This window comes from Paenibacillus sp. F024, assembly GCF_057814255.1.
In genome coordinates, this window is the sequence record NZ_JBVASZ010000052.1 from 1 (window position 1) to 21,154 (window position 21,154).

General features: G+C 51.4%; 22 protein-coding genes. 5 read left to right on the top strand and 17 right to left on the bottom strand.

Annotation, left to right across the window (positions count from 1 at the left end):
* Positions 1 to 395: 395 nt before the first annotated feature.
* The 7 genes from ACZYR9_RS25710 to ACZYR9_RS25740 form a co-directional block, all read right to left on the bottom strand.
* Complete coding sequence (locus tag ACZYR9_RS25710; RefSeq protein WP_488981254.1) at positions 396 to 1,256, bottom strand: inositol monophosphatase family protein; 861 nt, start codon at positions 1,254 to 1,256, stop codon at positions 396 to 398.
* A gap of 107 nt (positions 1,257 to 1,363) precedes the next feature.
* Complete coding sequence (locus ACZYR9_RS25715; protein ID WP_488981255.1) at positions 1,364 to 1,579, bottom strand: hypothetical protein; 216 nt, start codon at positions 1,577 to 1,579, stop codon at positions 1,364 to 1,366.
* Positions 1,580 to 1,678: 99 nt separating this feature from the next.
* Complete coding sequence (locus tag ACZYR9_RS25720) at positions 1,679 to 1,930, bottom strand: hypothetical protein (protein ID WP_488981256.1); 252 nt, start codon at positions 1,928 to 1,930, stop codon at positions 1,679 to 1,681.
* A gap of 598 nt (positions 1,931 to 2,528) precedes the next feature.
* Entirely contained in the window at positions 2,529 to 3,296 is a 768-nt protein-coding gene (gene fabI / locus ACZYR9_RS25725; RefSeq protein ID WP_488981257.1) for an enoyl-ACP reductase FabI, read from the bottom strand.
* 114 nt (positions 3,297 to 3,410) lie between these two features.
* Positions 3,411 to 4,412 (bottom strand): UV DNA damage repair endonuclease UvsE, encoded by a 1,002-nt coding sequence (uvsE, locus tag ACZYR9_RS25730; RefSeq protein WP_488981258.1) that lies wholly within the window; start codon positions 4,410 to 4,412, stop codon positions 3,411 to 3,413.
* A 120-nt stretch (positions 4,413 to 4,532) separates the two neighbouring features.
* Complete coding sequence (locus ACZYR9_RS25735) at positions 4,533 to 4,850, bottom strand: hypothetical protein (RefSeq protein ID WP_488981259.1); 318 nt, start codon at positions 4,848 to 4,850, stop codon at positions 4,533 to 4,535.
* A 217-nt stretch (positions 4,851 to 5,067) separates the two neighbouring features.
* The gene (locus tag ACZYR9_RS25740; RefSeq protein WP_488981260.1) at positions 5,068 to 6,090 is read right to left on the bottom strand and encodes an amidase domain-containing protein; all 1,023 of its coding nucleotides are present in this window, start codon (positions 6,088 to 6,090) and stop codon (positions 5,068 to 5,070) included.
* A gap of 227 nt (positions 6,091 to 6,317) precedes the next feature.
* Between ACZYR9_RS25740 and acnA the strand changes: the two genes are divergently transcribed.
* Positions 6,318 to 9,026: an aconitate hydratase AcnA gene (gene acnA, locus ACZYR9_RS25745; protein WP_488981261.1), complete on the top strand. Its 2,709-nt coding sequence runs from the start codon at positions 6,318 to 6,320 to the stop codon at positions 9,024 to 9,026.
* A gap of 63 nt (positions 9,027 to 9,089) precedes the next feature.
* Here acnA and ACZYR9_RS25750 read toward each other — a convergent pair whose 3' ends face one another.
* Positions 9,090 to 9,833 carry an IclR family transcriptional regulator gene (locus ACZYR9_RS25750; protein ID WP_488981262.1) on the bottom strand — a complete coding sequence of 248 codons (744 nt, stop codon included), beginning with the start codon at positions 9,831 to 9,833 and terminating at the stop codon, positions 9,090 to 9,092.
* A 347-nt stretch (positions 9,834 to 10,180) separates the two neighbouring features.
* Between ACZYR9_RS25750 and ACZYR9_RS25755 the strand changes: the two genes are divergently transcribed.
* Complete coding sequence (locus ACZYR9_RS25755; protein ID WP_488981263.1) at positions 10,181 to 11,200, top strand: alpha/beta hydrolase; 1,020 nt, start codon at positions 10,181 to 10,183, stop codon at positions 11,198 to 11,200.
* An 85-nt stretch (positions 11,201 to 11,285) separates the two neighbouring features.
* A complete protein-coding gene (locus ACZYR9_RS25760; protein WP_488981264.1) occupies positions 11,286 to 12,512 on the top strand; it encodes a Fe-Mn family superoxide dismutase in 1,227 nt (408 codons plus the stop codon).
* A 116-nt stretch (positions 12,513 to 12,628) separates the two neighbouring features.
* Here ACZYR9_RS25760 and folE read toward each other — a convergent pair whose 3' ends face one another.
* From folE to xylA, 9 genes are all read right to left on the bottom strand, one after another.
* A complete protein-coding gene (gene folE, locus ACZYR9_RS25765) occupies positions 12,629 to 13,219 on the bottom strand; it encodes a GTP cyclohydrolase I FolE (protein ID WP_488981265.1) in 591 nt (196 codons plus the stop codon).
* Between the two features lie 84 nt (positions 13,220 to 13,303).
* On the bottom strand, positions 13,304 to 13,519 hold the full coding sequence (locus ACZYR9_RS25770; RefSeq protein ID WP_488981266.1) for a YneF family protein: 216 nt from the start codon (positions 13,517 to 13,519) through the stop codon (positions 13,304 to 13,306).
* Between the two features lie 90 nt (positions 13,520 to 13,609).
* Complete coding sequence (locus tag ACZYR9_RS25775; protein ID WP_488981267.1) at positions 13,610 to 14,638, bottom strand: HD-GYP domain-containing protein; 1,029 nt, start codon at positions 14,636 to 14,638, stop codon at positions 13,610 to 13,612.
* Complete coding sequence (locus ACZYR9_RS25780; RefSeq protein WP_488981268.1) at positions 14,635 to 15,165, bottom strand: methylated-DNA--[protein]-cysteine S-methyltransferase; 531 nt, start codon at positions 15,163 to 15,165, stop codon at positions 14,635 to 14,637. Before ACZYR9_RS25780 ends, ACZYR9_RS25775 begins: the two co-directional genes overlap by 4 nt.
* On the bottom strand, positions 15,143 to 16,336 hold the full coding sequence (gene queG / locus ACZYR9_RS25785) for a tRNA epoxyqueuosine(34) reductase QueG (RefSeq protein ID WP_488981269.1): 1,194 nt from the start codon (positions 16,334 to 16,336) through the stop codon (positions 15,143 to 15,145). The genes ACZYR9_RS25780 and queG overlap by 23 nt, the downstream gene beginning before the upstream one ends.
* Entirely contained in the window at positions 16,336 to 16,932 is a 597-nt protein-coding gene (gene lepB, locus ACZYR9_RS25790) for a signal peptidase I (RefSeq protein WP_488981270.1), read from the bottom strand. The genes queG and lepB overlap by 1 nt, the downstream gene beginning before the upstream one ends.
* Before the next feature lies 1 nt (position 16,933).
* Positions 16,934 to 17,485: a DUF402 domain-containing protein gene (locus tag ACZYR9_RS25795; protein WP_488981271.1), complete on the bottom strand. Its 552-nt coding sequence runs from the start codon at positions 17,483 to 17,485 to the stop codon at positions 16,934 to 16,936.
* A gap of 204 nt (positions 17,486 to 17,689) precedes the next feature.
* Positions 17,690 to 18,127, bottom strand: a complete 438-nt coding sequence (locus ACZYR9_RS25800) for a GNAT family N-acetyltransferase (RefSeq protein ID WP_488981272.1) — start codon at positions 18,125 to 18,127, stop codon at positions 17,690 to 17,692.
* Positions 18,128 to 18,697: 570 nt separating this feature from the next.
* Entirely contained in the window at positions 18,698 to 19,864 is a 1,167-nt protein-coding gene (gene xylA, locus ACZYR9_RS25805) for a xylose isomerase (protein ID WP_488981273.1), read from the bottom strand.
* A 228-nt stretch (positions 19,865 to 20,092) separates the two neighbouring features.
* On the opposite strand from xylA, the gene ACZYR9_RS25810 reads away from it, so the two are divergent.
* Positions 20,093 to 20,302: a hypothetical protein gene (locus ACZYR9_RS25810; protein ID WP_488981274.1), complete on the top strand. Its 210-nt coding sequence runs from the start codon at positions 20,093 to 20,095 to the stop codon at positions 20,300 to 20,302.
* A 103-nt stretch (positions 20,303 to 20,405) separates the two neighbouring features.
* The gene (locus tag ACZYR9_RS25815) at positions 20,406 to 21,020 is read left to right on the top strand and encodes a superoxide dismutase (RefSeq protein ID WP_488981275.1); all 615 of its coding nucleotides are present in this window, start codon (positions 20,406 to 20,408) and stop codon (positions 21,018 to 21,020) included.
* Positions 21,021 to 21,154 lie beyond the last annotated feature (134 nt).

Consider the following 21,154-nt stretch of genomic DNA (forward strand, 5'->3'; position numbering starts at 1 on the left):
CGTCCTGAGCCAGGATCAAACTCTCCATTAAAGAAAAGCTGATATAGCTCAAAATTTAAAACTGGCGAGAATCATACGATTCTCTATTTAAAGCACTCACTCGTTGTTCAGTTTTCAAAGGGCAATTTCAGTTGCCGTTTCGACTTCGTTTTCTCAACCCCGTCAAAAGCGACTTGATTAATATACCACATTCACACACTTCAATGCAAGAGTTTTTTTAAAAGAATTTTTTGCCACAACTCTTTGCTTGTCCTCTACATCGCCGGTCCTCGTTGGCCGGAAGAACAATATAGCATGAATCGAAATCAAAATCAACCCCTGAAAAATAAAAAAAACACAAACCCGAAGGTTTGCGCCAAAAAACGATTATCCCCATACTCCAAATAGCAATGCTATTAAAAGCCGGTCGCGTTCGCCGCAGCAAGCTCTTGTCCAAGCTCATCATGGATATGTCCATTGCTCGCGAGCACATGACGAACGTTCAAGCTGTAAGGATTGCCGAGCGTATCCGTCACCTTGCCGCCGGATTCCTCAATAAGAATAGCCCCGGCCGCCATATCCCATGAGTTAAGTCCGATCTCCCAAAAGCCGCTTAAACGTCCCGCCGCTACATAAGCCATATGTAAAGCAGCCGAACCGGCCACGCGAAGATTCCGCACCTTGGGACCCAACGCTTGAATCCCCTGCATATTCACAGGCATCGCATGAGACCGGTCGGCCGACAATCCCGTCGCAATAAGGCTATGATTCAGCGTCTCCTCGGAGGATACACGTATCCGTTTGCCCTTCAGATAGGCGCCCTTGCCTTTCTCCGCAACATACAATTCATTATGAACAGGATTGTATACCACGCCTACAATAACTTCACCTTTATGGGCAAGTGCGATAGATACCGAGAAAAAAGGAAAGCCGTGAACGAAATTGGTTGTACCGTCCAATGGGTCCACAATCCATAAATACTCGGCATTACTGACCTGCTCCAGCGCTTTTCGGGAAGCGTCCGGTCCTGGCGCTACCCCTTCTTCACCGAGAATCTCATGGTGCGGGAAATGGGTTTGAATCAAGTTGCGGATCATCTTTTCCGCACCCTTGTCGACTTCCGTCACCAGATCATGTACGGAGGATTTGAGCTGCAGATTGTTGAAATCTCCAAGCTTACTTACAATCCATTCCCCAGCTTTAGATGCCGTATTGATGGCAACCGCAGTAAAGCTCTTGCTTCCGACAGCAGAGGAAATGGGATTTTGGTTTGACATCCATTATCATTCCTTTTCTATACGATAAATAAAAAATCTGATGATAGTTGTGTGATCGGATTGATTATTTCCAGTATAGATAATATACGAAAAATTTGCTACGAAATTCACAAAAACGTTGGCTGTTTGTGACAGATTGGTGATTTTTGGTAAATTAAGCCTTTATCTTCAAAGCCCACTTCTGCCCTTTGGTCATGAGAAGGCAGATACAATAAGAAATCGGCGCCGGTTAACACAACTAAAAGAAACATCGCGGCAAAGAACAGACCTAGCTCCAGCTTAAGAACAAAGCTCAGGCCGGCAGCTAATAAACCGATTAACATATTATAAAATACCGTTCATATTTTGCTGCTGCATCGTCAGCTTATCATACTGGGATGCGCTTAGTCGTTTGCGCCGTGCGGATGATTCCGAAATGCCTATCATACCTTTAAAATACAGCCGATGTCCAAGAACGACAAATCCAATAAAGAAAGGCTTAAGAAAAGAACCAGACTCGCGAGCCCTGCAAGAGATGTCTCCTTCAACAGCGCATCAGCCGCGAACTTTACGCTTGGGAATACCCGGGCTGCCAAGTCAACAAAGGAGTTATGACCGCTCTGAAGCATGTCTTGAAGCTGTGCGGGATTTTTCGATTTCTTCATTAAAATGCTGAAATAAAATATTGCCCCCAACGGAGAGAACCACCGCAGCAATTCCTGCCAGCATCCGAAACCGGTCCTTGTTGCGCACGACGCTGGAGAAATTCATTATAATCATGGCTACAACAGAGGCCAAGACAAGCGGAATGATGGGAGCGCCAGAAAGATTAGCCCTGCATATACATAGTAAGCCATCCCGCTGCCATGCTTAATACAAAGGTCAGCAGCACCGGCAAAAGGATACGTATAGTAAGAGCCTGTGCTTTTTCCCGCCTAGCCCGGTCAGTTGTCCTCCACCGTACTTCAGCAGGATGCGTGTTAGCAAAAGCGTCTTATTCATGATTCGTCAGCTCCAAGAACAGGCTCTCCAAAGACAGGTCCGATTGAAACCGCTCCTGCATTTCCTTGACCGTTCCGCGAAACAAGATCGCACCCTTATCCATAATCGCCACTCGGTCAAGCAGTAAGTAAGCTTTGCCGCTCCGTCAAACCTTACGTCTTCCCGTACTCGCCGCTGCCAGATATTATAGTACAAATTTGATACGATTTACCCGAGAATACCATATGCCACAAAGCATAAAAAAACCACCTGTCAAATAAATCAACAGGTGGTTCATGCAAATGATTCGTATTACACACCGACGATGTGATAGCCGCTGTCTACATAAATCACTTCACCGGTAATACCCCGGGACAGATGGCTCATCAGGAACATCGCCGTATCGCCAACCTCGGCGGTTTCCGTCGTCCGGCGAAGCGGCGCTTTCTCTTCCACCGTTTTCAGGATGGAGTTGAAATCTTTAATCCCTTTAGCTGCAAGCGTCCGAATCGGTCCGGCGGAGATCGCGTTGACGCGAATGTTGAATTGGCCCAGATCGTTCGCCAAATAACGCACACTGGCTTCCAGAGCAGCCTTGGCAATTCCCATCACGTTGTAGTTCTTCATCGCGCGTTCAGCCCCGAGGTAAGTCATCGTCATAATGCTTCCGCCCTCGGTCATGAGCGGATACAGCTTTTGCGCCACGGCAACCAACGAATATGCACTGATATCATGCGCAAGTGCGAACCCGTCTCTGCTCGTATTCACGAACAAGCCTTCAAGCTCTTCGGTCCGGGCAAAAGCGATGCTGTGCACAATTCCGTGGAGCACGCCGAAATGCTCCTTCAAGGAACCTGCCAGCTTCTCGATATCTTCATCATCCGTTACATTGCAGGGCAGCATGACCGCATTGGGAATCGTATCCGCAAGCTTGCGCACGCGCTCCTCCACCCGTTCGTTCTCGTACGTAAACACCAATCTCGCGCCTTGGCTCGCCAAAGACTGCGCAATCGCCCATGCGATGCTCCGGTCATTAGCCACACCCATGACCACTATATTTTTACCTTCCAGCAAACTCATCCGCACGTTCCCCTCTCCATTATCAAATAGGGCTTGGACACTTTCTTCCCTACTCAAGGTATATCATTTTACTAAATATTTCAAGAGCTCGTTTCCCCCCGTGGACAGGTCCGGTCACATTTCAAAAGAGGCTTGGGAAAGTACGTTTACATCGGATTCCTCTCCTACTGATTCCATCAGCTTAAACAAAGCATCGTCTTTTCTCTTGGCTTCCAGCATAATGTCGAGCCTGGGCGTAATAGGGGCAACAGCACGCAGGAAAGACATCAGGAAAGACGAATCGATGTAATCCGCATGACCGCGGGGATCCTTGTCGCTTTTGGGGCTGGATACGTGAATTTTTGGCGGCAGCTCCCGCCGCTGTCCGGACGTACTGGAGTAGCCTTCTTGTTCTTTTTGTCCGGTCCAGGTGGATTGAATCCGAGGCCAAAGCGCATCGGCAGGCTCACTGCCGGGGTTGACCTGATCGTGGTGAATGTCAAGCACCATGGGAACGCCGACCTTCTCGCAAACCTCAAGCGTCTCTATAGCATTGAATGTCTTATCGTCATTCTCGAGCGTCATGCGTTCTTTGATACGTTCGGGGAGAGGCTTGAAGTGATCGACAAAACGCTTTCCGGCCGCTTCCTTATTTCCGTATGTCCCGCCGATATGAATATTACACTTGGCCGACGGATCAAGCCCCATGGCCTCCAGCATCCTCACGTGCCGGTCCAGGTCCGCATAAGAATTGCTTAGAACATCCGTTCTATGTGTGCTCAGTACGGTAAAATGATCCGGATGAAAGCTCAGGCGCATCCGATGCTCTTTCGCATACCCTCCAAGCTCGGCAAAATCTTCCGCCAGCCTCTGTATCGGATCCCAATCTCCCAGCTGCTCATGGCCGATTAAGGGGATGAGCTTGGAGGAACAGCGATACATTTCAATATCATGCGCCCGGTTATGCTTCAACAGCCTCAACGTATTATGAATGTTCTCAGCGGCGATCCGTTCAAGCTTGCGTATGGCTGCTTCCCGGTCTTTCAGCTTGGAGAAGCTGGTAAAGGTCATCGTTTTGGACGGAGAGGCATTCTTCACTCCCATGGACATGGCGACGTAACCTAGACGGACAATCATGGCACAATCACACTCCCTCATTCGCAGCTTCCTTTAGCTTTCCCCAACCGGGCCCCAAAGTGATAATAAAGAAGAAAACCGCCGGCGAGGACGGTTTTCTTCCATTAATACATAATCGTGCTACTCTCTTGATCCAAAAAACAACTCATGGGCTAATGCCGTTTGAATGCGCGCTTCTTCCTCCGTGAGCTTGCGAACCAGCTCCATTTCGACCTGCGTCACTTCATCCCCCTGAAAATTGATTTCGGCGATGGAGGCAAGGATTTTCACGACGGCAATCGCCTGATTATCCGGAGTGTACGCTATCACCTTCTGTCCGGTTGGAAAGACGCGAAAGCCTTTCTTCACCATTTTGCCGCGGCCGTATTCGAGAAGCTCGAACAGCTCCTGCTCGGACTTAAATTTGCACACGGAATTAAATTCAGTTTGAAAACCCATAGATTCTCTCCTCTCGGCTTGTTCATTAGCCTAAGCATAATGGAAGCAGCAAGGCAAAAGCAAGCCTGGACAAAGGCACTTTCCCTCCGTCTTGCAGCCGGCGCCCGCCTCATTTCGGGGCGGCCGGCAAATCTTTTTTGCAGTAAAGCAAACCCTTTCGGGTGAATGGACAAAGCAACATTAGCAAAACCTAATCTACGGTTGATTTTATATGCATTTATATGGAATCAGAAATATGTAAAAGCCGGTAACGCGTACGTTCGGTCCACGCCGGCGAATCCGTGTAGCTCCAATAGCGGCGCTTGCTGCTGACCGTGTTGGCGTTCACCAGCGGCATCCCGTTGGCATCTTTGGCGGTAACCACCGTCGTATGCTGGAACCGGCCGTCGCCGTCCCAGTCATAGCTAATCACATCGCCCAAATCAAGCTCCGCCGCGCTGGACGCCTCCTGAGCGCGAAGACCCGAGCGGCTGGTAAGCAAATAAAACTGCAGGCTTTCGGCAACGGCCCAACTAAAGCTCCAAAGCTCCTGCCCGCCTACCCGGCCTTTGTACCACCAGCCCGTATCTCTCTGGCCGGTATGTTTCATCGGAGCGCCTCCGGCACACAGGCATTGGGAAACATAGTTGCTGCAATTCACTTCAAATGTCAGGTAAGCGGGGTTGCCTTTATCCCACCATTGATCCGCATAACGAGCAGCCGCCAGGCGGTTGTATACCGCCCGGTCCGAGGAATGCTGGAGCTCCGGGAGCAGCTGACGGTTCAGGAAAGGCACGGACGGCGCCCGCATCAAACCGACGGCTGTGAATTCGTCTTCCGCCTCCATCATACCGCCGGCAGCAGCCGGCTTTAATCGAAGCGCCGCTTCCGTTTGGAGCGCCTCAATTTTAGTAATGATCCAGCCGTTGGCTCCGGGTAACAGCGTCACACGCTCTTGCTCTATCCGCTGTTCTTCATGAGTAGAGCTGCCGATCAGGCCTGTGGAGCTTCTGCGCAGCTGGACATCGGCCAAGATCCTGTCTTCGCGCTCCGAAGCCCGTAATATGTTAAGGCGGGTTTCGCTTTTGACCGGGGTAAAATGTCTATCCTTATCCGTCGCCGCTCTGCGGGATAGCCGGACGGTCTGGGCATGGAGGTAGGCTTCGTCCTCTACGATCGGCAGCATAGGGTCTACGGAATAATCGATGTCCATTTGATTGCGATGATGTACATAGTCGTACAGGATCGTTTTCCAAGACACGGCATTTGGCCCCTTTCCATCAAAATAGCCTATCGGGAGGCTTTTAACTTTTAAACATTCATTCCATTCGTATGCATAAAAGCGCGCAAAAATGATTTAAATCCACCTTTACGAAAAGGGGCCGCAGCATGTATACTGTAACTAGAGCTAATTTTGAAATCTGGTTTTACTAGATGAAACAAGATGAAGAAAGCTGAATAATTGATTCAAAGGAGGAATTAGCGATTATGGCTAACAAAGACCAATTTTCAGTCCGCAAGCAGCTGAGTGTAGGCAGCCAATCCTATAGCTACTACAGCCTGCCGGCGTTCGAAGAGCAAGGAAACGGAACAATTTCCAATCTTCCTTTCTCCATTAAAGTTCTGCTTGAAGCAGCCGTTCGTCAATTCGACGGAAAGGCCATTACACAAGAACATGTAAAGCAAATCGCCAACTGGGCTTCCGAACGCGACGCCAACAAAGAAATTCCTTTCATCCCTGCACGTATCGTACTGCAGGACTTCACCGGCGTACCGGTTGTCGTTGACCTTGCAGCCATGAGAGATACCATGAAGCGTGCAGGCGGAGATCCGAAGCGCATCAATCCGCTCGTGCCTGTCGATCTTGTTATCGACCACTCCGTCATGGTTGACGCATTCGGCTCCAAAGAAGCGCGTGAATATAACGAGAAAGTGGAATTTGAACGCAACGAGGAGCGTTACCGTTTCCTGCGTTGGGCGCAAACCGCGTTTGACAACTTCCGTGCCGTTCCTCCGGATACGGGGATCGTTCACCAAGTAAACCTGGAGTACCTGGCATCGGTAGCCGCTACAAAAACCGTTGACGGCGAAACGTTCGTATACCCGGACTCCCTCGTAGGTACGGACTCCCACACGACGATGATCAACGGTCTGGGTATCGTAGGCTGGGGCGTCGGCGGAATCGAGGCGGAAGCGGGAATGCTCGGCCAGCCTCTTTACTTTGTAACACCTGAGGTTATCGGCTTCAAGCTGACCGGCACACTCGCAGAAGGCGCTACAGCGACAGACCTCGCATTGACGGTTACGCAAATACTCCGCAAGAAGGGCGTTGTCGGCAAATTCGTCGAGTTCTACGGTCCTGGCTTGAGCAACATCAGTCTGGCAGACCGTGCTACAGTCGCCAACATGGCACCGGAATACGGCGCAACGATCGGCTTCTTCCCGGTTGACGCAGAGTCCTTGAACTACCTGAGAGGCACAGGCCGCACCGAAGAGCAAATCGCGCTTGTTGAAGCTTACTATAAAGCACAAGGCATGTTCCGTACCGATGAGACGCCGGATCCGGTATTCAGCGATACCATCGAGCTTGACCTTGGCTCCGTCGTTCCGAGCTTGGCCGGTCCGAAGCGTCCGCAGGACCGTGTAGAGCTGACGAGCATGAAGGAATCGTTCAACAGCATTATCCGCACCCCGATCGAAAAAGGCGGCTACGGCCTCTCCGACGAAAAAATCGCCGAAGTGGTGGACGTAAAGCATCCTAACGGGGAAGCAAGCAAAATGGGTACAGGTGCAGTGGTGATTGCCGCGATTACCTCCTGTACAAATACGTCCAACCCAAGCGTTATGCTGGGTGCAGGTCTCGTTGCGAAGAAAGCTGTTGCTCGCGGTCTGCGCAAACCAGGCTATGTGAAGAGCTCTTTGACTCCAGGCTCCCTGGTCGTAACCGACTACCTGCAAAAAGCAGGTCTTCTCGAATCGCTCGAAGCGCTTGGTTTCCACGTGGCAGGCTACGGCTGCGCAACTTGTATCGGTAACTCCGGTCCGCTTCCGGACGAAGTCAGCGCAGCGATTGCAGACAACGATATGACCGTTGCTGCCGTGCTTTCCGGTAACCGGAACTTCGAAGGCCGCGTACACGCGCAAGTCAAAGCCAACTACCTGGCTTCTCCGCCGCTCGTTGTAGCCTACGCTTTGGCTGGTACAGTGAACATTGACCTGGCCAACGATCCGATCGGTTACGATCAAAAGAACGAGCCGGTATATCTGAAAGACATTTGGCCAACGGCTCAAGAGATTCAAGAAGCGATTCAATCCGCAATGAGCCCTGAGCTGTACCGTTCAAAATATGCGGACGTGTTCCGTTCCAACCCTCGCTTCAACGCGATCCAGGTTCCGGAAGGCGATCTGTACGCATGGGATGAAAAGTCCACTTATATTGCCAATCCGCCGTTCTTTACGAGTGTCGGCGACCAGCTTTCCGACATCGCGGATATCCGCGGCGCCAAAACGCTGGCATTGATGGGCGATTCCGTAACTACGGACCACATCTCGCCTGCAGGTAACATCAAAGTCGACAGCCCGGCAGGTAAATACCTGATCGAGCATGGCGTGAAGAAAGAAGATTTCAACTCGTACGGCTCCCGCCGCGGTAACCATGAAGTGATGATGCGCGGTACGTTCGCTAACATCCGTATCCGTAACCAAGTGGCGCCGGGCACTGAGGGAGGCGTGACCACTTACCTGCCGACAGGCGAGGTCATGTCCATCTATGATGCTTCCATGAAGTATCAAGAGCAAGGCACGAACCTTGTGGTTATCGCCGGTAAAGAGTACGGTACGGGAAGCTCCCGCGACTGGGCGGCCAAAGGTACATTCCTGCTCGGCGTGAAAGCCGTTATCGCTGAAAGCTTCGAGCGGATCCACCGTTCCAACCTGGTTGGTATGGGCGTTCTGCCGCTGCAATTCGTCGATGGCCAAGGCTGGAGCACACTCGGCCTGACCGGTACGGAAACGTTCGATATTGTCGGCCTGAGCAACGATGTACAGCCAGGACAAAAATTAACTGTAAATGTAACTCGTGAAGACGGCTCTACCTTCAGCTTTGAAGTGATCGCTCGTCTGGACAGCTACGTTGATGTGGACTACTACCGTAACGGCGGTATTCTGCAGACGGTTCTGCGTCAAATCATGGCTTAATCAGCCTTGAACGTAAAAAACCTCCGAAGCCTCTATTCCTAGAGGCCCGGAGGTTTTCTTCATTTACTTCAGCATTTTGCCCATGCGCCGGGCGGCTTCCATGAGAACCGGCGCATGCTCTTTCATCATCTCCAACGTCAACCGGTTGGAGGGCCCCGAAATGGCGAGCGCGGCGACCAGCCGCTGCGCACGCCCGAAGATCGGCGCCGCCACAGCTGCAGCGCCGGGCTCTCGCTCCTCGACGCTGGTGGCATAGCCCAACGCCTTCACTTCCTCCAGCTGCTCCAGATAAGCAGCCGGACTCACCGCCTCCGGCCAGGCCGGATCGTACAGCAGGGCGTGCTGCTCTGCGACGTCGGCGAAGGCGACAAGAATTTTGCTCGATGCGCCGACGTACAGCGGCAGCCTTGCCCCGATCGGCGCCACGCGGCGAATGGCTTGATTGCTCTGCACCGCCTGAACACGGACACGCTCCATCCCGTCTCGCACATATAGGCTGACTGTCTCGCCGACTTGATCGCGAAGACGTTCCAGCTCCGGCAGCAGAATTAGCGCCGGATCGTCGCTGTGCGTCAGGTTCGCCGACAGCTCCCATATACGAAATCCGAGTCTGTAGCGGTCGGATGCGGGGTTTCGAATGATGAAGCCCTTTCCCTCCAGCGAAGCGAGCAGCCGATGAACCGTACTTTTGTGCAGGCCGACCCGTCCCGAGATTTCGGTCAGGCTCAAATCCTCGGCTTCCGTAAAACAAAGAAGGATATCCAAAGCACGCTCAACCGCGCGCACGGTTAACTTTCCGTCTTCCATTACTTTCCCACTCCCCGAAAATGCGTTTCACTAGTTGAAATATATTATAGCGTATTTGAGCTCTTTTTCATATCTATAAACCAAAATTCATCTCATATACCCATGTTTCACGTTCAATAAACGCCTTACTATTACAGAAAGATTACAGCTTGTTTACATTTTTCGACTTTCGTTGACTCCATGCGGTGTTGCCTATAATATTAAATTAATAAGAAAAGCTTATGAGCGAAATACATTCGATGAAGACACATTTATTCCTCAATTGAAGCTTTCTTGCCATTATAGTATCCTTCAGCTGCGCTGAAAACTTAATTAAAAACCTCAGTTTAAGATGGGAGGGATCCATCATGGAAACCAACTCTTACTCACCCGTCCCTTTAAACCAAGCTACGGTTGAAACCGCTCTCAAGCGCGCCTCGTTTGCACGACGCCACAAAGGAATGCTCATCGCACTGATGTCCATCCTGCTCTTGCTGTTCAGCCTGACCATGGCCTTTCACGCTTATGTCGCTTGGACTCTTGCACGGCCGCACATTGATCCGCTGCGTTCCAATCCTGCGCTTGCCTTTGGCGCTCCTTACGAGGATGTGCGCTTTCCAAGCTTGAACGAATCATCAGAACTATCCGGCTGGTACATTCCCGCTTCCGGCCATGTGCCGTCCAAGCAAACGGTCGTTTTCTCTCATGGCTACGGCGGCAACCGCGAAGAAATTTGGGTACCGATCTATGATCTGGCCAAAGCCGTGTACAATCAGGGATATAATGTAGTGATGTTTGATTACGGTTATGTTCAACCTCATTCGAATGTAACCGGAGGGCTGCGCGAATCACAGGAGCTGCTGGGTGCAGTCAAGTACGCCAAGGACCGCGGTGCAGAACGTGTCTACGTATGGGGCTTCTCCATGGGGGCGGGTACGGCTTTGCAGGCGGCGCTGCAAACCAAGGATATCGACGGCATGATTTTGGACAGCACATTTGTACTGGAACCCGATACGCTGTATCACAACATGAAGCAGGAAGCGAATTTGCCCAAGATCTCTCAGCCTCTGGTGCATATGTTCTTCCCGTTAATCAATGGCGTCAGCATGAATCAAATGCCTTATACCAAAGTCAAGGAAACCCAGTATGCTGTGCCGATCTTCTTTATCCACGGCAAGAAGGATCTCAAAGCCCCTTACGAAATGGCCGAAGGCATCTATCATCAGCAAAAAGCCGATTCCGGTTCCCAGCTGTGGCTGCTCGAGAACGATGGCCATGAGCTCATCTACCGGGCTCACAAGAAAGACTATCTCCAAATGACGACGGGCTTCTTGCGAACGCTGTCCAGCGCTCCTCCTGCCCCTATAAAATTTAGCCAATCAAGATAGCATAGGCGATAACCTCTCCGAATACAATGTTCTCGTACAACCGGCCCAATGGCGGAAGGACAGAACGACGGGGAGGTTTTGTTTTATGCTGTATGTGTACGGAACTTTGATGCCTCTAAGGGTATTGGAGGAAATCCGATTTTGGAAAACGCAGGAGAAAGAGCACACGATCGTCATCCGTGAGCTTGTTCCGACGCTCGAGCCGCAATTTGCTTTGCTGATGCAGCAATGGGAGGGTGTATTTGCACAAACGGAGGCCGTCAGCGGCCAGCTGATCGAAGCCGTAGTCCGTTCCCATCCGCCGATCAGCCCCCATATGGCCGCTCAAATCCAGGAGCTGCTTTATATCTCTATCCGCCAATCGCGCGAATTCGTCATCCAGTTGTTTACCCTCATGGAACAAAGCCAGCCGATCCGGTCAAGCCCCGTTATCAAAACGGTCATTATGCACATTATTCGTGAATCGGAATACTTTATCGGTGTCCTTCATGCCGCCAGCTCGGGCCAATTCATGGACGAGTACGGATGGCCTCGGGAACCCGCCTCTGAAGAGGGAACAGCAAACAAACCTCCGAATACGGAGGAAAAAGCCTATATCCACCGATTAAGCAGCGATGAGGAGTTGACCGCTACACAGGAAGGCACCTGGTCCTCGGGTGTCAGGCCCGGAACACCGGCTCTGAAGCCGGTGCCGATCGGAGGACATGAGCTGCCTCCTCTTCCCTACGCTTACAATGCGCTGGAGCCGTATATCGATGCGGAGACAATGAAGCTGCACCACGACAAGCATCATAAGAGCTATGTCGATGGATTGAATAAAGCCGAAACCATGCTGGCCAAAGCGAGGGAAAGCGGTGATTTTGCGCTTGTTAAGCATTGGGAACGCGAAGCGGCGTTTAACGGTGCGGGACATTATCTTCATACGATATTCTGGAACATTATGAAGCCTGGAGGCGGCGGGCCCGCCACCGGACCGATTGCTGCCGAGATCAAGAAGTCCTTCGGCAGCTATGAAGCGTTCAAGAAGCAGTTTAGCTCAGCCGCGGATAAAGTGGAGGGCGGAGGCTGGGCTATTCTCGTATGGAGCCCGCGAAGCCATCGACTGGAGATTTTACAGGCGGAGAAGCATCAAAATTTATCCCAATGGGATGTCATTCCTTTGCTCGTGCTGGACGTCTGGGAACACGCCTACTACCTCAAGTACAAAAACGAGCGGCCGAAGTACATCGATGCCTGGTGGAATACCGTCAACTGGGAGCACGTCAATGAGCGGTTCTCCGCTGCGCGTATGCTAAGGTGGCTGCCTTACTGAGCCGTCAGGCATGAGGCAATCCTTGCTGCATGAACAAAAAGCACCGGCGCTCTCATCGGAGTTGCCCGGTGCTTTTTGTTCGTACGTTTAAACCATCCATTGAAAAAGGCTTGTCCTTACCCTTTGACCAGGGAAAGGAATTCGGCCCGCGAAGCCGCGTCCTTGCGGAACAGGCCCCGAACGGCAGAGGTTACAGTCTTGCTGCCCGGCTTCTTCACGCCGCGGGCGCACATGCACAGGTGCTCCCCTTCCACAACGACCATACAGCCGTGCGGCTCCAGTACCTCTTCGATAATATCCGCGATCTCCGAAGTGATTCTCTCTTGTACCTGCAGACGGCGAGTCACCGCTTCCACCAGCCGGGCGAATTTGCTTAGTCCTGCAATCTTCCCGCTTGGGATATATCCGATATGGATCTTGCCGAAAAACGGCGCCATATGATGCTCGCACTGGCTGTAGTAAACGATATCCTTAACGATGACAAGCTCCTCGTGCTTCTCGTCGAATGCCACGCCCAAGATCTCTCTGTAATCAGCGTCATAGCCTGCAAATATTTCTTCATACATGCGTGTAACTCTTGCGGGAGTATCCAATAGGCCCTCCCGGTCCACATCCTCTCCAATTAAACGCAGGATATGGCGAATATGCTCTTCAATTTGTTCACGGTTCTCGGCAACCAGATGGTTCTTATATTCCTTTGCCGCCATCGTCTTTCCCCCTTCTTTATCTATTCTCTACACTGATTCAAAAAAAGAAAGCCTGCGCGCCTATAAGGCTTCAGGCTCTTAGCACTACGGACGAAGCTTTTTATTTTTCATCATTTGCTGCATTTTCTGCATTTGCTGCTTGTTTAAGTTATAACCCATCTGCTTGGCCATCTGCTGCAGCATCTCCGGGTTGCTTTGCATGTTTTCAAGCTGCCTGCGCAAATAGTAGACGCCGATAAAGAAACCGCCCACTCCTCCAACCAGAAGCGCAATTACACCTGTAATGATATATCCCCACATAGTCGTACCTTCACCTCAAACGATGGATGTCATTTAATCATCATAGCATGTCAAGCCTGCGGTTACAAATCGTTTTATAGCCGGCTTTTATCAGATTAGGACACTATCAATAAATACCGTGGTATGCTTCGCCAAATCCACTTCTTTGACCTCAAGATCATCCGGGCCGCCTTTCACGACACGCACGATAGGCCGCCCCGGCAGTCCGCGGTGCTGCCCAACCACAACCCCCGTTTCCCGGGTCGACAGCCTGACGGAAGAGCCGGTCGGGTAAACCGATACGATGCGCAGAAATTGAATGACGATTTCCCGGTCCAGCTTATCTCCGGCCAGCACCATCATGCGTTCACACGCTTCATGCGGCAGCAATCTTCGTCCTTCCGACAGATCGAACAGCAGATTATCATACGTATTGGCTACGGCGGTGATTTTCGCATATAAATGGATTTCATCGCCTGTCAGGCGTCTCGGAACCCCTTGTCCGTCCATCGTTTCATGATGCTGAAACGCCACATGGGCGATCAGCAGGTTCAGTTCCCTTTTGGCTTTGAGCACCTCAAAGCCGCGCCATGTATGATGCCTTTTTATATCAGGGCTGTTGTCATCGGTAATCTTGTCCAATTTCCCTATATCATGCATCAGCGATCCGATCGCCAGCTCTCTTAATTGTGCCGTTGAGAGCCCCAGATTGATTCCGATCAAGGTGGACATCATACAGACGTTAATGGCATGCACGTACATCTCGTTGTCTTCCGTACGGATATCCGATAATTGCACCAGCACTTCCTTGTTCTGCATAATCTCCTCCAGGAGATTATCGATGCTTCCAACCACCTGCTTGCTGTTAAAATCCTTGCCCGACCGGATGGAATGGAATGTCTCTCCCATTCGCTTCATGACCACCTGTTTCGTTTCTTCCGAAACAAGCTCCGGGATCTCAACGTCTTCAAACTGCAAATCCTTAATATAAACCATTGTGACACCTATCCGTTTAAGGGTCGTAATCATGTAGACGGTCAGTTGTACGCCTTCCGATAACAGGACCGATCCGTTCGCGGAGAAAATCGTACGTCCCAAATATTGTCCGGGCTCTACGTTATCAATATGCACATACCTCATTGCTGGTCTCCTTTCACCGGAAAGCCTTCGTGCCGAAGCAAGAAGGTTTTGATGTCTAGCCCTCCGCCATAGCCTACCATGGATCCGTTTGCCCCGATGACCCGATGGCAGGGGACGATAATCGGAACCGGATTGCCGTTATTGGCGCCACCTACCGCACGAACCGCTTTAGGTGATCCAATCCGTATGGCGATATCTTTATACGAACAGGCGCTCCCGAAAGGAATCTCCGTAAGCGCCTCCCACACCTTCACTTGAAAGGGAGTTCCCCGCAGATCAAGAGGCAAATCAAAGGAATGCAGCATTCCGGCAAAATAGTCCCGAAGCTGCCCGGCTGCCTCGGCCAGCAGCTTCGGATCCCGCTCCCACTCTTCCGTTGCATAGTGGCGGCGGGACCAGGCTGTGAGTTTGCTCTCCGCGTCCATAAATGTGCCGAATTCAATACAGCACAAGCCTTTATCGCTCCATCCGAGCGTCAGAGGCCCGATAGGCGTTTGCATTTCATCATATCTTATTTGATTCATCATGCCCTTCCACCTGCTGCCCTTTAGCATATTGGCTGAGCGCTTTAGCGAGCTCGTGCCGCGCCGTTTCATTTTGCTCCTTGCCTATGGCCGCTTCCAAAGCCTCACGCGCTTCCTCCCCGCCGATCCGGCCCAACGCCCACGCGGCCGAACCGCGAATTTCAGGACGCTCGTCGGTCTGCAGCAAACGAATCAAATCTGGCACCGCCGTAGCGTCGCGGAAATTGCCCAGCGCCAAAATCGCATTGCGCTGGATCGGCTTGCGCCCGCGCCACGCTGCGGCACTGGAGCCAAACCGCGCTTTAAATTCGCGGTTGGACAAGAACAGCAGGGGCTGAAGCAGCGGCTTTACCAGCTCCGGGTCAGGTGCAAGCTCCGGATGATGGTCCGCATGAATTCCCTTGTTCTTCGGACAGACCACTTGGCAGGTATCGCAGCCGTACAGCCGGTTACCGATCTTGCGCTTCAGATTATCATCCTCGATGTGTCCCTTGGTCTGCGTAAGATACGATACGCAAAGCTGCGCATTAAGCTGGCCCGGTCCAACCAAAGCTCCTGTCGGACAGGCATCAATGCAAAGCGTGCAATCACCGCAGCTCTCGGTCACAGGGGGATCCGGCGGAAACGGCACATTCGTGACCAGCTCGCCCAGGTACACCCAAGAACCCCACTCCGGCGTGATGACCGAGCAATTTTTACCTACCCAGCCAATACCGGCCCGTTCGGCCACCGCCCGGTCGACCAGCGCCCCGGTATCAACCATGCTGACCGTCCGGGCTCCCGGCACCCGATCCTTAATCCACTGCTCGAGCCGTTCAAGCCGGTTTCGCAGCACATGATGATAATCCGTCCCCCAGGCGGAACGCGACAAAATGCCGCGGTAGGCGCCCGGCTCCGATTTGGGCGGATTCTTCAGCTTGGACGGGTAAGCCACTGCGATCGAGATGATCGATCTCGGCGCTTCCAGCGTTAAGGCCGGATCTACCCTTTTCTCGATATCAGGCTCCTCGAACCCCGATTCAAACCCTTTTTCCCGGTGATTTAGGAGAATATCCTTCAATTCGGAGAACGGATCGGCTGTGGCAAAACCGATTTTATCAATCCCAAGCCGTGGAGCATCCGCCCTCAGTTCTTCCTTCAGCTGAGCCCAATCCACAGCTTCGTTTTTAACCATCACAGGCTCCTCCATTGTTGCGGCGGCCATACGATCATTTCTGCCCGCCCCTCCACTCTCGTCAGCGGGACCGCTCCGAAGCTTCGGCTGTCGTTGCTGGCATATCGGTGCCGATTGTCCCCCATAACGAACAGATGACCTTCCGTGATCGTATACGGTTCGAACCGCCCGTCTTCTATTAATGTATTCGTATAAGACTCTTCCAACCGTGACCCGTTCACATACAGCCTCCCTCCCCGGATATGCACTTCATCCCCGGCAACCGCGACGACCCTCTTGACCAAATACACATGCTGCGTGCCGCCGTCCGCAGGCGCCCGGAGAACAATGATATCCCCGCGTTTGGGCGAGCCTGTAAAACGAATCGTTTTATTGATAAACAGCCATTCGCCTTCCTGCAGCGTCGGCTGCATGGAGGCTCCTTTGACTTTGGATAAATGAAATCCGTATTGATGAAGAAGAACCACTACTAGAAGCGAGACGGCTAGAAGCTTCCCCCCATCCCACAGCTTGGACAAAAAAGCCTGATCCATCCTTTGGGAGTCCCGGCTTTCCTCCGGTCGAGGTTCCATTTCTTCGGGAGTATACAGCCTCATGCTATCCCTCCGCCCCGTGTTCTCTCCATCGCTCGTAGTAAAACCGGATATGCTCATCATAAAAAGGAGGCTCGGCCCCTCGCACCCGTGCCAACAGTTCCTTTAATCCTTGCTTCACTTTATCATCGACAACAGAGGAATAATGATACAGCTGTTTATGCTGCTCGTATTCCTCCTGATCGACAACGTACACCTCTCCGCCCGGCATCCGGATCACATCCAAATCGTAATCGATATAGGTGATGACCCGGCCGTAAACATAAGGAGGCGATGCCACATTACAGTAATAGCGAATCCCGGTTTCTTCAAGCAATGCCACAACATTAAACCACATCTTTGGTATAAAGAAAGATACGCCCGGAATTCGGCTTACCCATTCTTTTCCGTCGGCTTCGATAATTTTGGTCTGGCTGTTGATGAGCACCAGCATCGCTTCTTTGCGATGATCCTCATGAAGCAGGCCTTCAGGCACAAGCCAATTTTGCTGCCACATCCGGTGCAGGTGCCCGTCGTGCTTGAAGCTTTTGATTACATATGATGAAAAAGTATCCATCCGGTCCTGACCCTTCTGCATTCGGCACCCGGCCGGCATGCGCTTTGCTTGTTTGTCCCTGTTCTTTGATCTTAGCATAAACTTATGGTGAACAGCTTTCAAGAGTCTGATCCCGATCAAACCAAACAAAAAAAGCATACCGCGAAAGCCGCAAGCTTCCCGTTATGCCCCATGTATTAAAAAAAGCCTGAGTTTGCTTCTTTATTACCCATTCACAATGCTCAACCGGTGGGCCGTCCGGGAAAAATCGGTCAATTGATATCCCGCTTTCTGATAAAGCGGAAGCACCACTTCGTTATGGACATCTACCGTTACCATAATACGGCGTACCTTGCGTCCCAGGAATCTTTGCCGAAGCGATTCGATCAAGGCTTGGCCAATGCCGCGGCGCTGATGCCGCTGCTCTACCGCGATCCGGTAGTAATAGCCATTGTCATTGTCGATCGTTCCTACGATCACCCCGACGATCTCGCCTTCCGCCTCGGCCACCAGGACAAGCTCGCTGTCCCATGACAGCTGCCGGGCGAATGCCTCCATCGTCTCTTGGTAACAGGGTTCCGACAAAACATTCTTGAAAAGCTCGGTGACCGAAACATAATCAGACAAATGAAAAGTGCGAAGCTGATAGGAATTTGTAAGCATATTAAACTCTCCCCACCACTATGAGCTGTCTCTACAGAATAACACAAAAATCGCAAAATTTCTTCTAAAACTGTGTAAAAACTCACATTTATTTTAAATTTCTCGGTAAAGCGCTTTATATTAAGCGGTTTCATGGAATAAAGGAATTAAAACCCCCATATATTCCCTTATTTACTCCGCCATTGCCATTGCCCTTACTACCCTATGCTTTTCATAGGACATATATTCTCCATAAGCAAGATTCATAGAAGAGGAGCAGACCCGTTCGGGTGCAGGCGCAGTGGATGATTTATGGAGCGTTTTCGGGGGGCAGCTGTCACGGTCTCCACCCGGATATGTTGTAGTAAAGAGGCTGTCATCCTGCCGATGAACCTCCATCCTTTACAGTGCGGACAAGATGCCGCGCAGAATGTCCTTCTCTAGATCCATTGGCAGACCCAGTTGGTCCATGTTCTATTGAATGCACCATTATACTTCTTTGTGTCTTTTACAAATATGAAAAAGGGCCATCCCTGCCACATCGGTGACTTAGGGGACGGCCCCGCTTTATTTGATGCCGGTTGGCTCTCTTTATCTTACCCCAAACAAAATTTCGCAAGTGAGCTGATCCAGCTTCTCATACGATAGACCTTCCGCACCAATTCCCGGACGATCCACCTGGTAGCTTTGGATAGCCTTAAGACTTTCCGGTGAAAATGTAAAATCGAAGCCGGGGAGATCCAGCTTTTTGCCGTTGATTTCCGAGATGAGCGCTTGAATCTCCTGATCGGCGTTAAACTGCGCCACCTTTTCCTTAAGAATCAAGTAGGTTCTCATGCAGCCCTTGGCGAACTCGATTACGCCTTGACGGTCTTCCGTGCGCAGCGCATGAGCGTCAAAATGCTTCATTCCATTGTATTGATAATCCTCCAGCAGCTTCACGAGGAAAAACGCTTCTTTAATACCGTCGGATCCAAAGCGCAGGTCTTGGTCGAAGCGGCTCATCTTCTGATCGTTCAAGTCAATATGGAATAGCTTTCCGGCTTCCAGCGCTTGCGCCACCGCATGGTAGAAATTCAGCCCTGCCATGCGCTCGTGGGCCACCTCCGGATTGACGCCGACCATCTCCGGGTGGTCCAGCGTAGCGATCATGCCGAGCATAGCCCCCGTCGTCGGCAAATAAATGTCTGCCCGCGGCTCGTTCGGCTTGGCTTCAAGCGCAAATCTATAGCCGTACTTTTGCGAAAGACTGTATTCGCAAAGGAAATTCAACGCTTCACGGTAGCGCTTCATGGCCTCGACGGCATTTTTGCCCGCATCGACCTCGGAGCCCTCTCGCCCACCCCACAGCACGAACACTTCCGCTCCAAGCTCAGCGCCCAAGTCCATGGACTCCATGGTCTTTTGGATCGCATATGCGCGTACACGCGGGTCATTCGAGGTGAACGCCCCGTCTTTAAATATCGGATCGGTGAACAAGCTGACCGTAACCATCGGGACCTTCAATCCGGTCTCTTCCAAAGCATTTCTGAATTCGCTTACAATTTGCTGTTTTTCAGCAGGTGTCGCATCAATCGGAACAAGATCGTTATCATGAAAGTTCACGCCGTAAGCTCCCAGCTCCGCAAGCATATGTACGGATTCCACAGGAGAAAAACCATCGCGCACCGGCAAGCCGAACGGGTCGCGTCCCGGATTGCCGACAGTCCATAAACCAAAGGTAAAACGGTCTTGTTTGACAGGGATGAATTTACTCATAACGTACACCTCCGAGGATACTTTGTTTATTTAATAAACTATGTTCTGGAAATTAGTGTAACACTGATCGAAAGAAAAGAAAAGAGAAAAACTTCGTTACATCCCGATTCGATGTGAAGCGATTCCGGGTAAGGAGATAAAGAGCAGAGCCATGTGTAAATGTATAAAAGCCTCCGTAAGGTGAAACGATAATCCGGTAAACTCGGACGATCCGAAAGGAGGATAATGATGACGGAACGGATGACCGGCGGGCAGATTCGCCATATCGATGAGTTGAATGATAAGAAGACAGCCGAATGGACCTCGGAGGAGCTGCATTACCATCAAAGGGTCATGAGTGACTTGTCCCCTTGGCTTAACGCACAAGGGACAGCTATGCTTGGACAAATCATTACGGAAATCCAGCGGCGGGACGACGGACGGTTTCAGGGGCTGTAACGAGACTGTAATGAATACTTAATATACATACTTGTTGATTTTATATAGAAAATAAGGGATAATAAATCTTGGAAATTTCATAAATCTTAGGAGGTATTTGAAGATGGCACACCAATTACCGGCACTTCCTTACGCAAACAACGCACTTGAGCCTCACATTGACGAAATGACCATGATGATCCACCACGATCGTCACCACAACACATACGTTACAAACCTGAACGCAGCGTTGGAAGGTCATGCTGATCTTCAATCCAAAAGCGTTGAAGATCTCATCGCGGATCTGAACAGCGTACCTGAAGCTATTCGCACCGCAGTTCGCAACAACGGCGGCGGCCACGCGAACCACTCCCTGTTCTGGGAAACGATTGGTCCTAACGGCGGCGGCGCTCCAAGCGGCAAGCTGGCTGACGCGATCAACAGCGAGCTCGGCGGTTTCGATAAATTCAAAGAAGATTTTGCAAAAGCGGGTGCAACCCGTTTTGGTTCCGGCTGGGCATTCCTCGCCGTATCCAAAGACGGCAAGCTGAAAGTATACAGCCTGCCTAACCAGGACAGCCCGATCATGGAAGGCGACACGCCGATCCTCGGACTGGACGTATGGGAGCACGCTTACTACCTGAAGTACCAAAACAAACGCCCTGACTACATCGCAGCGTTCTGGAACGTTGTAAACTGGGCTGAAGTAGGCAAGCGCTACGAGGCTGCAGTAAAGTAAGAGGCTTATCGAGTAGGAGGGGGCGCCTAGCCCCCGACCTCTCACACCACCGTACATGCGGGTCCGCATACGGCGGTTCCAAAAGGTTAACAAAGCTCTAAATAACGAGAAAGCAAACTTCTCAGCCCTTTCGC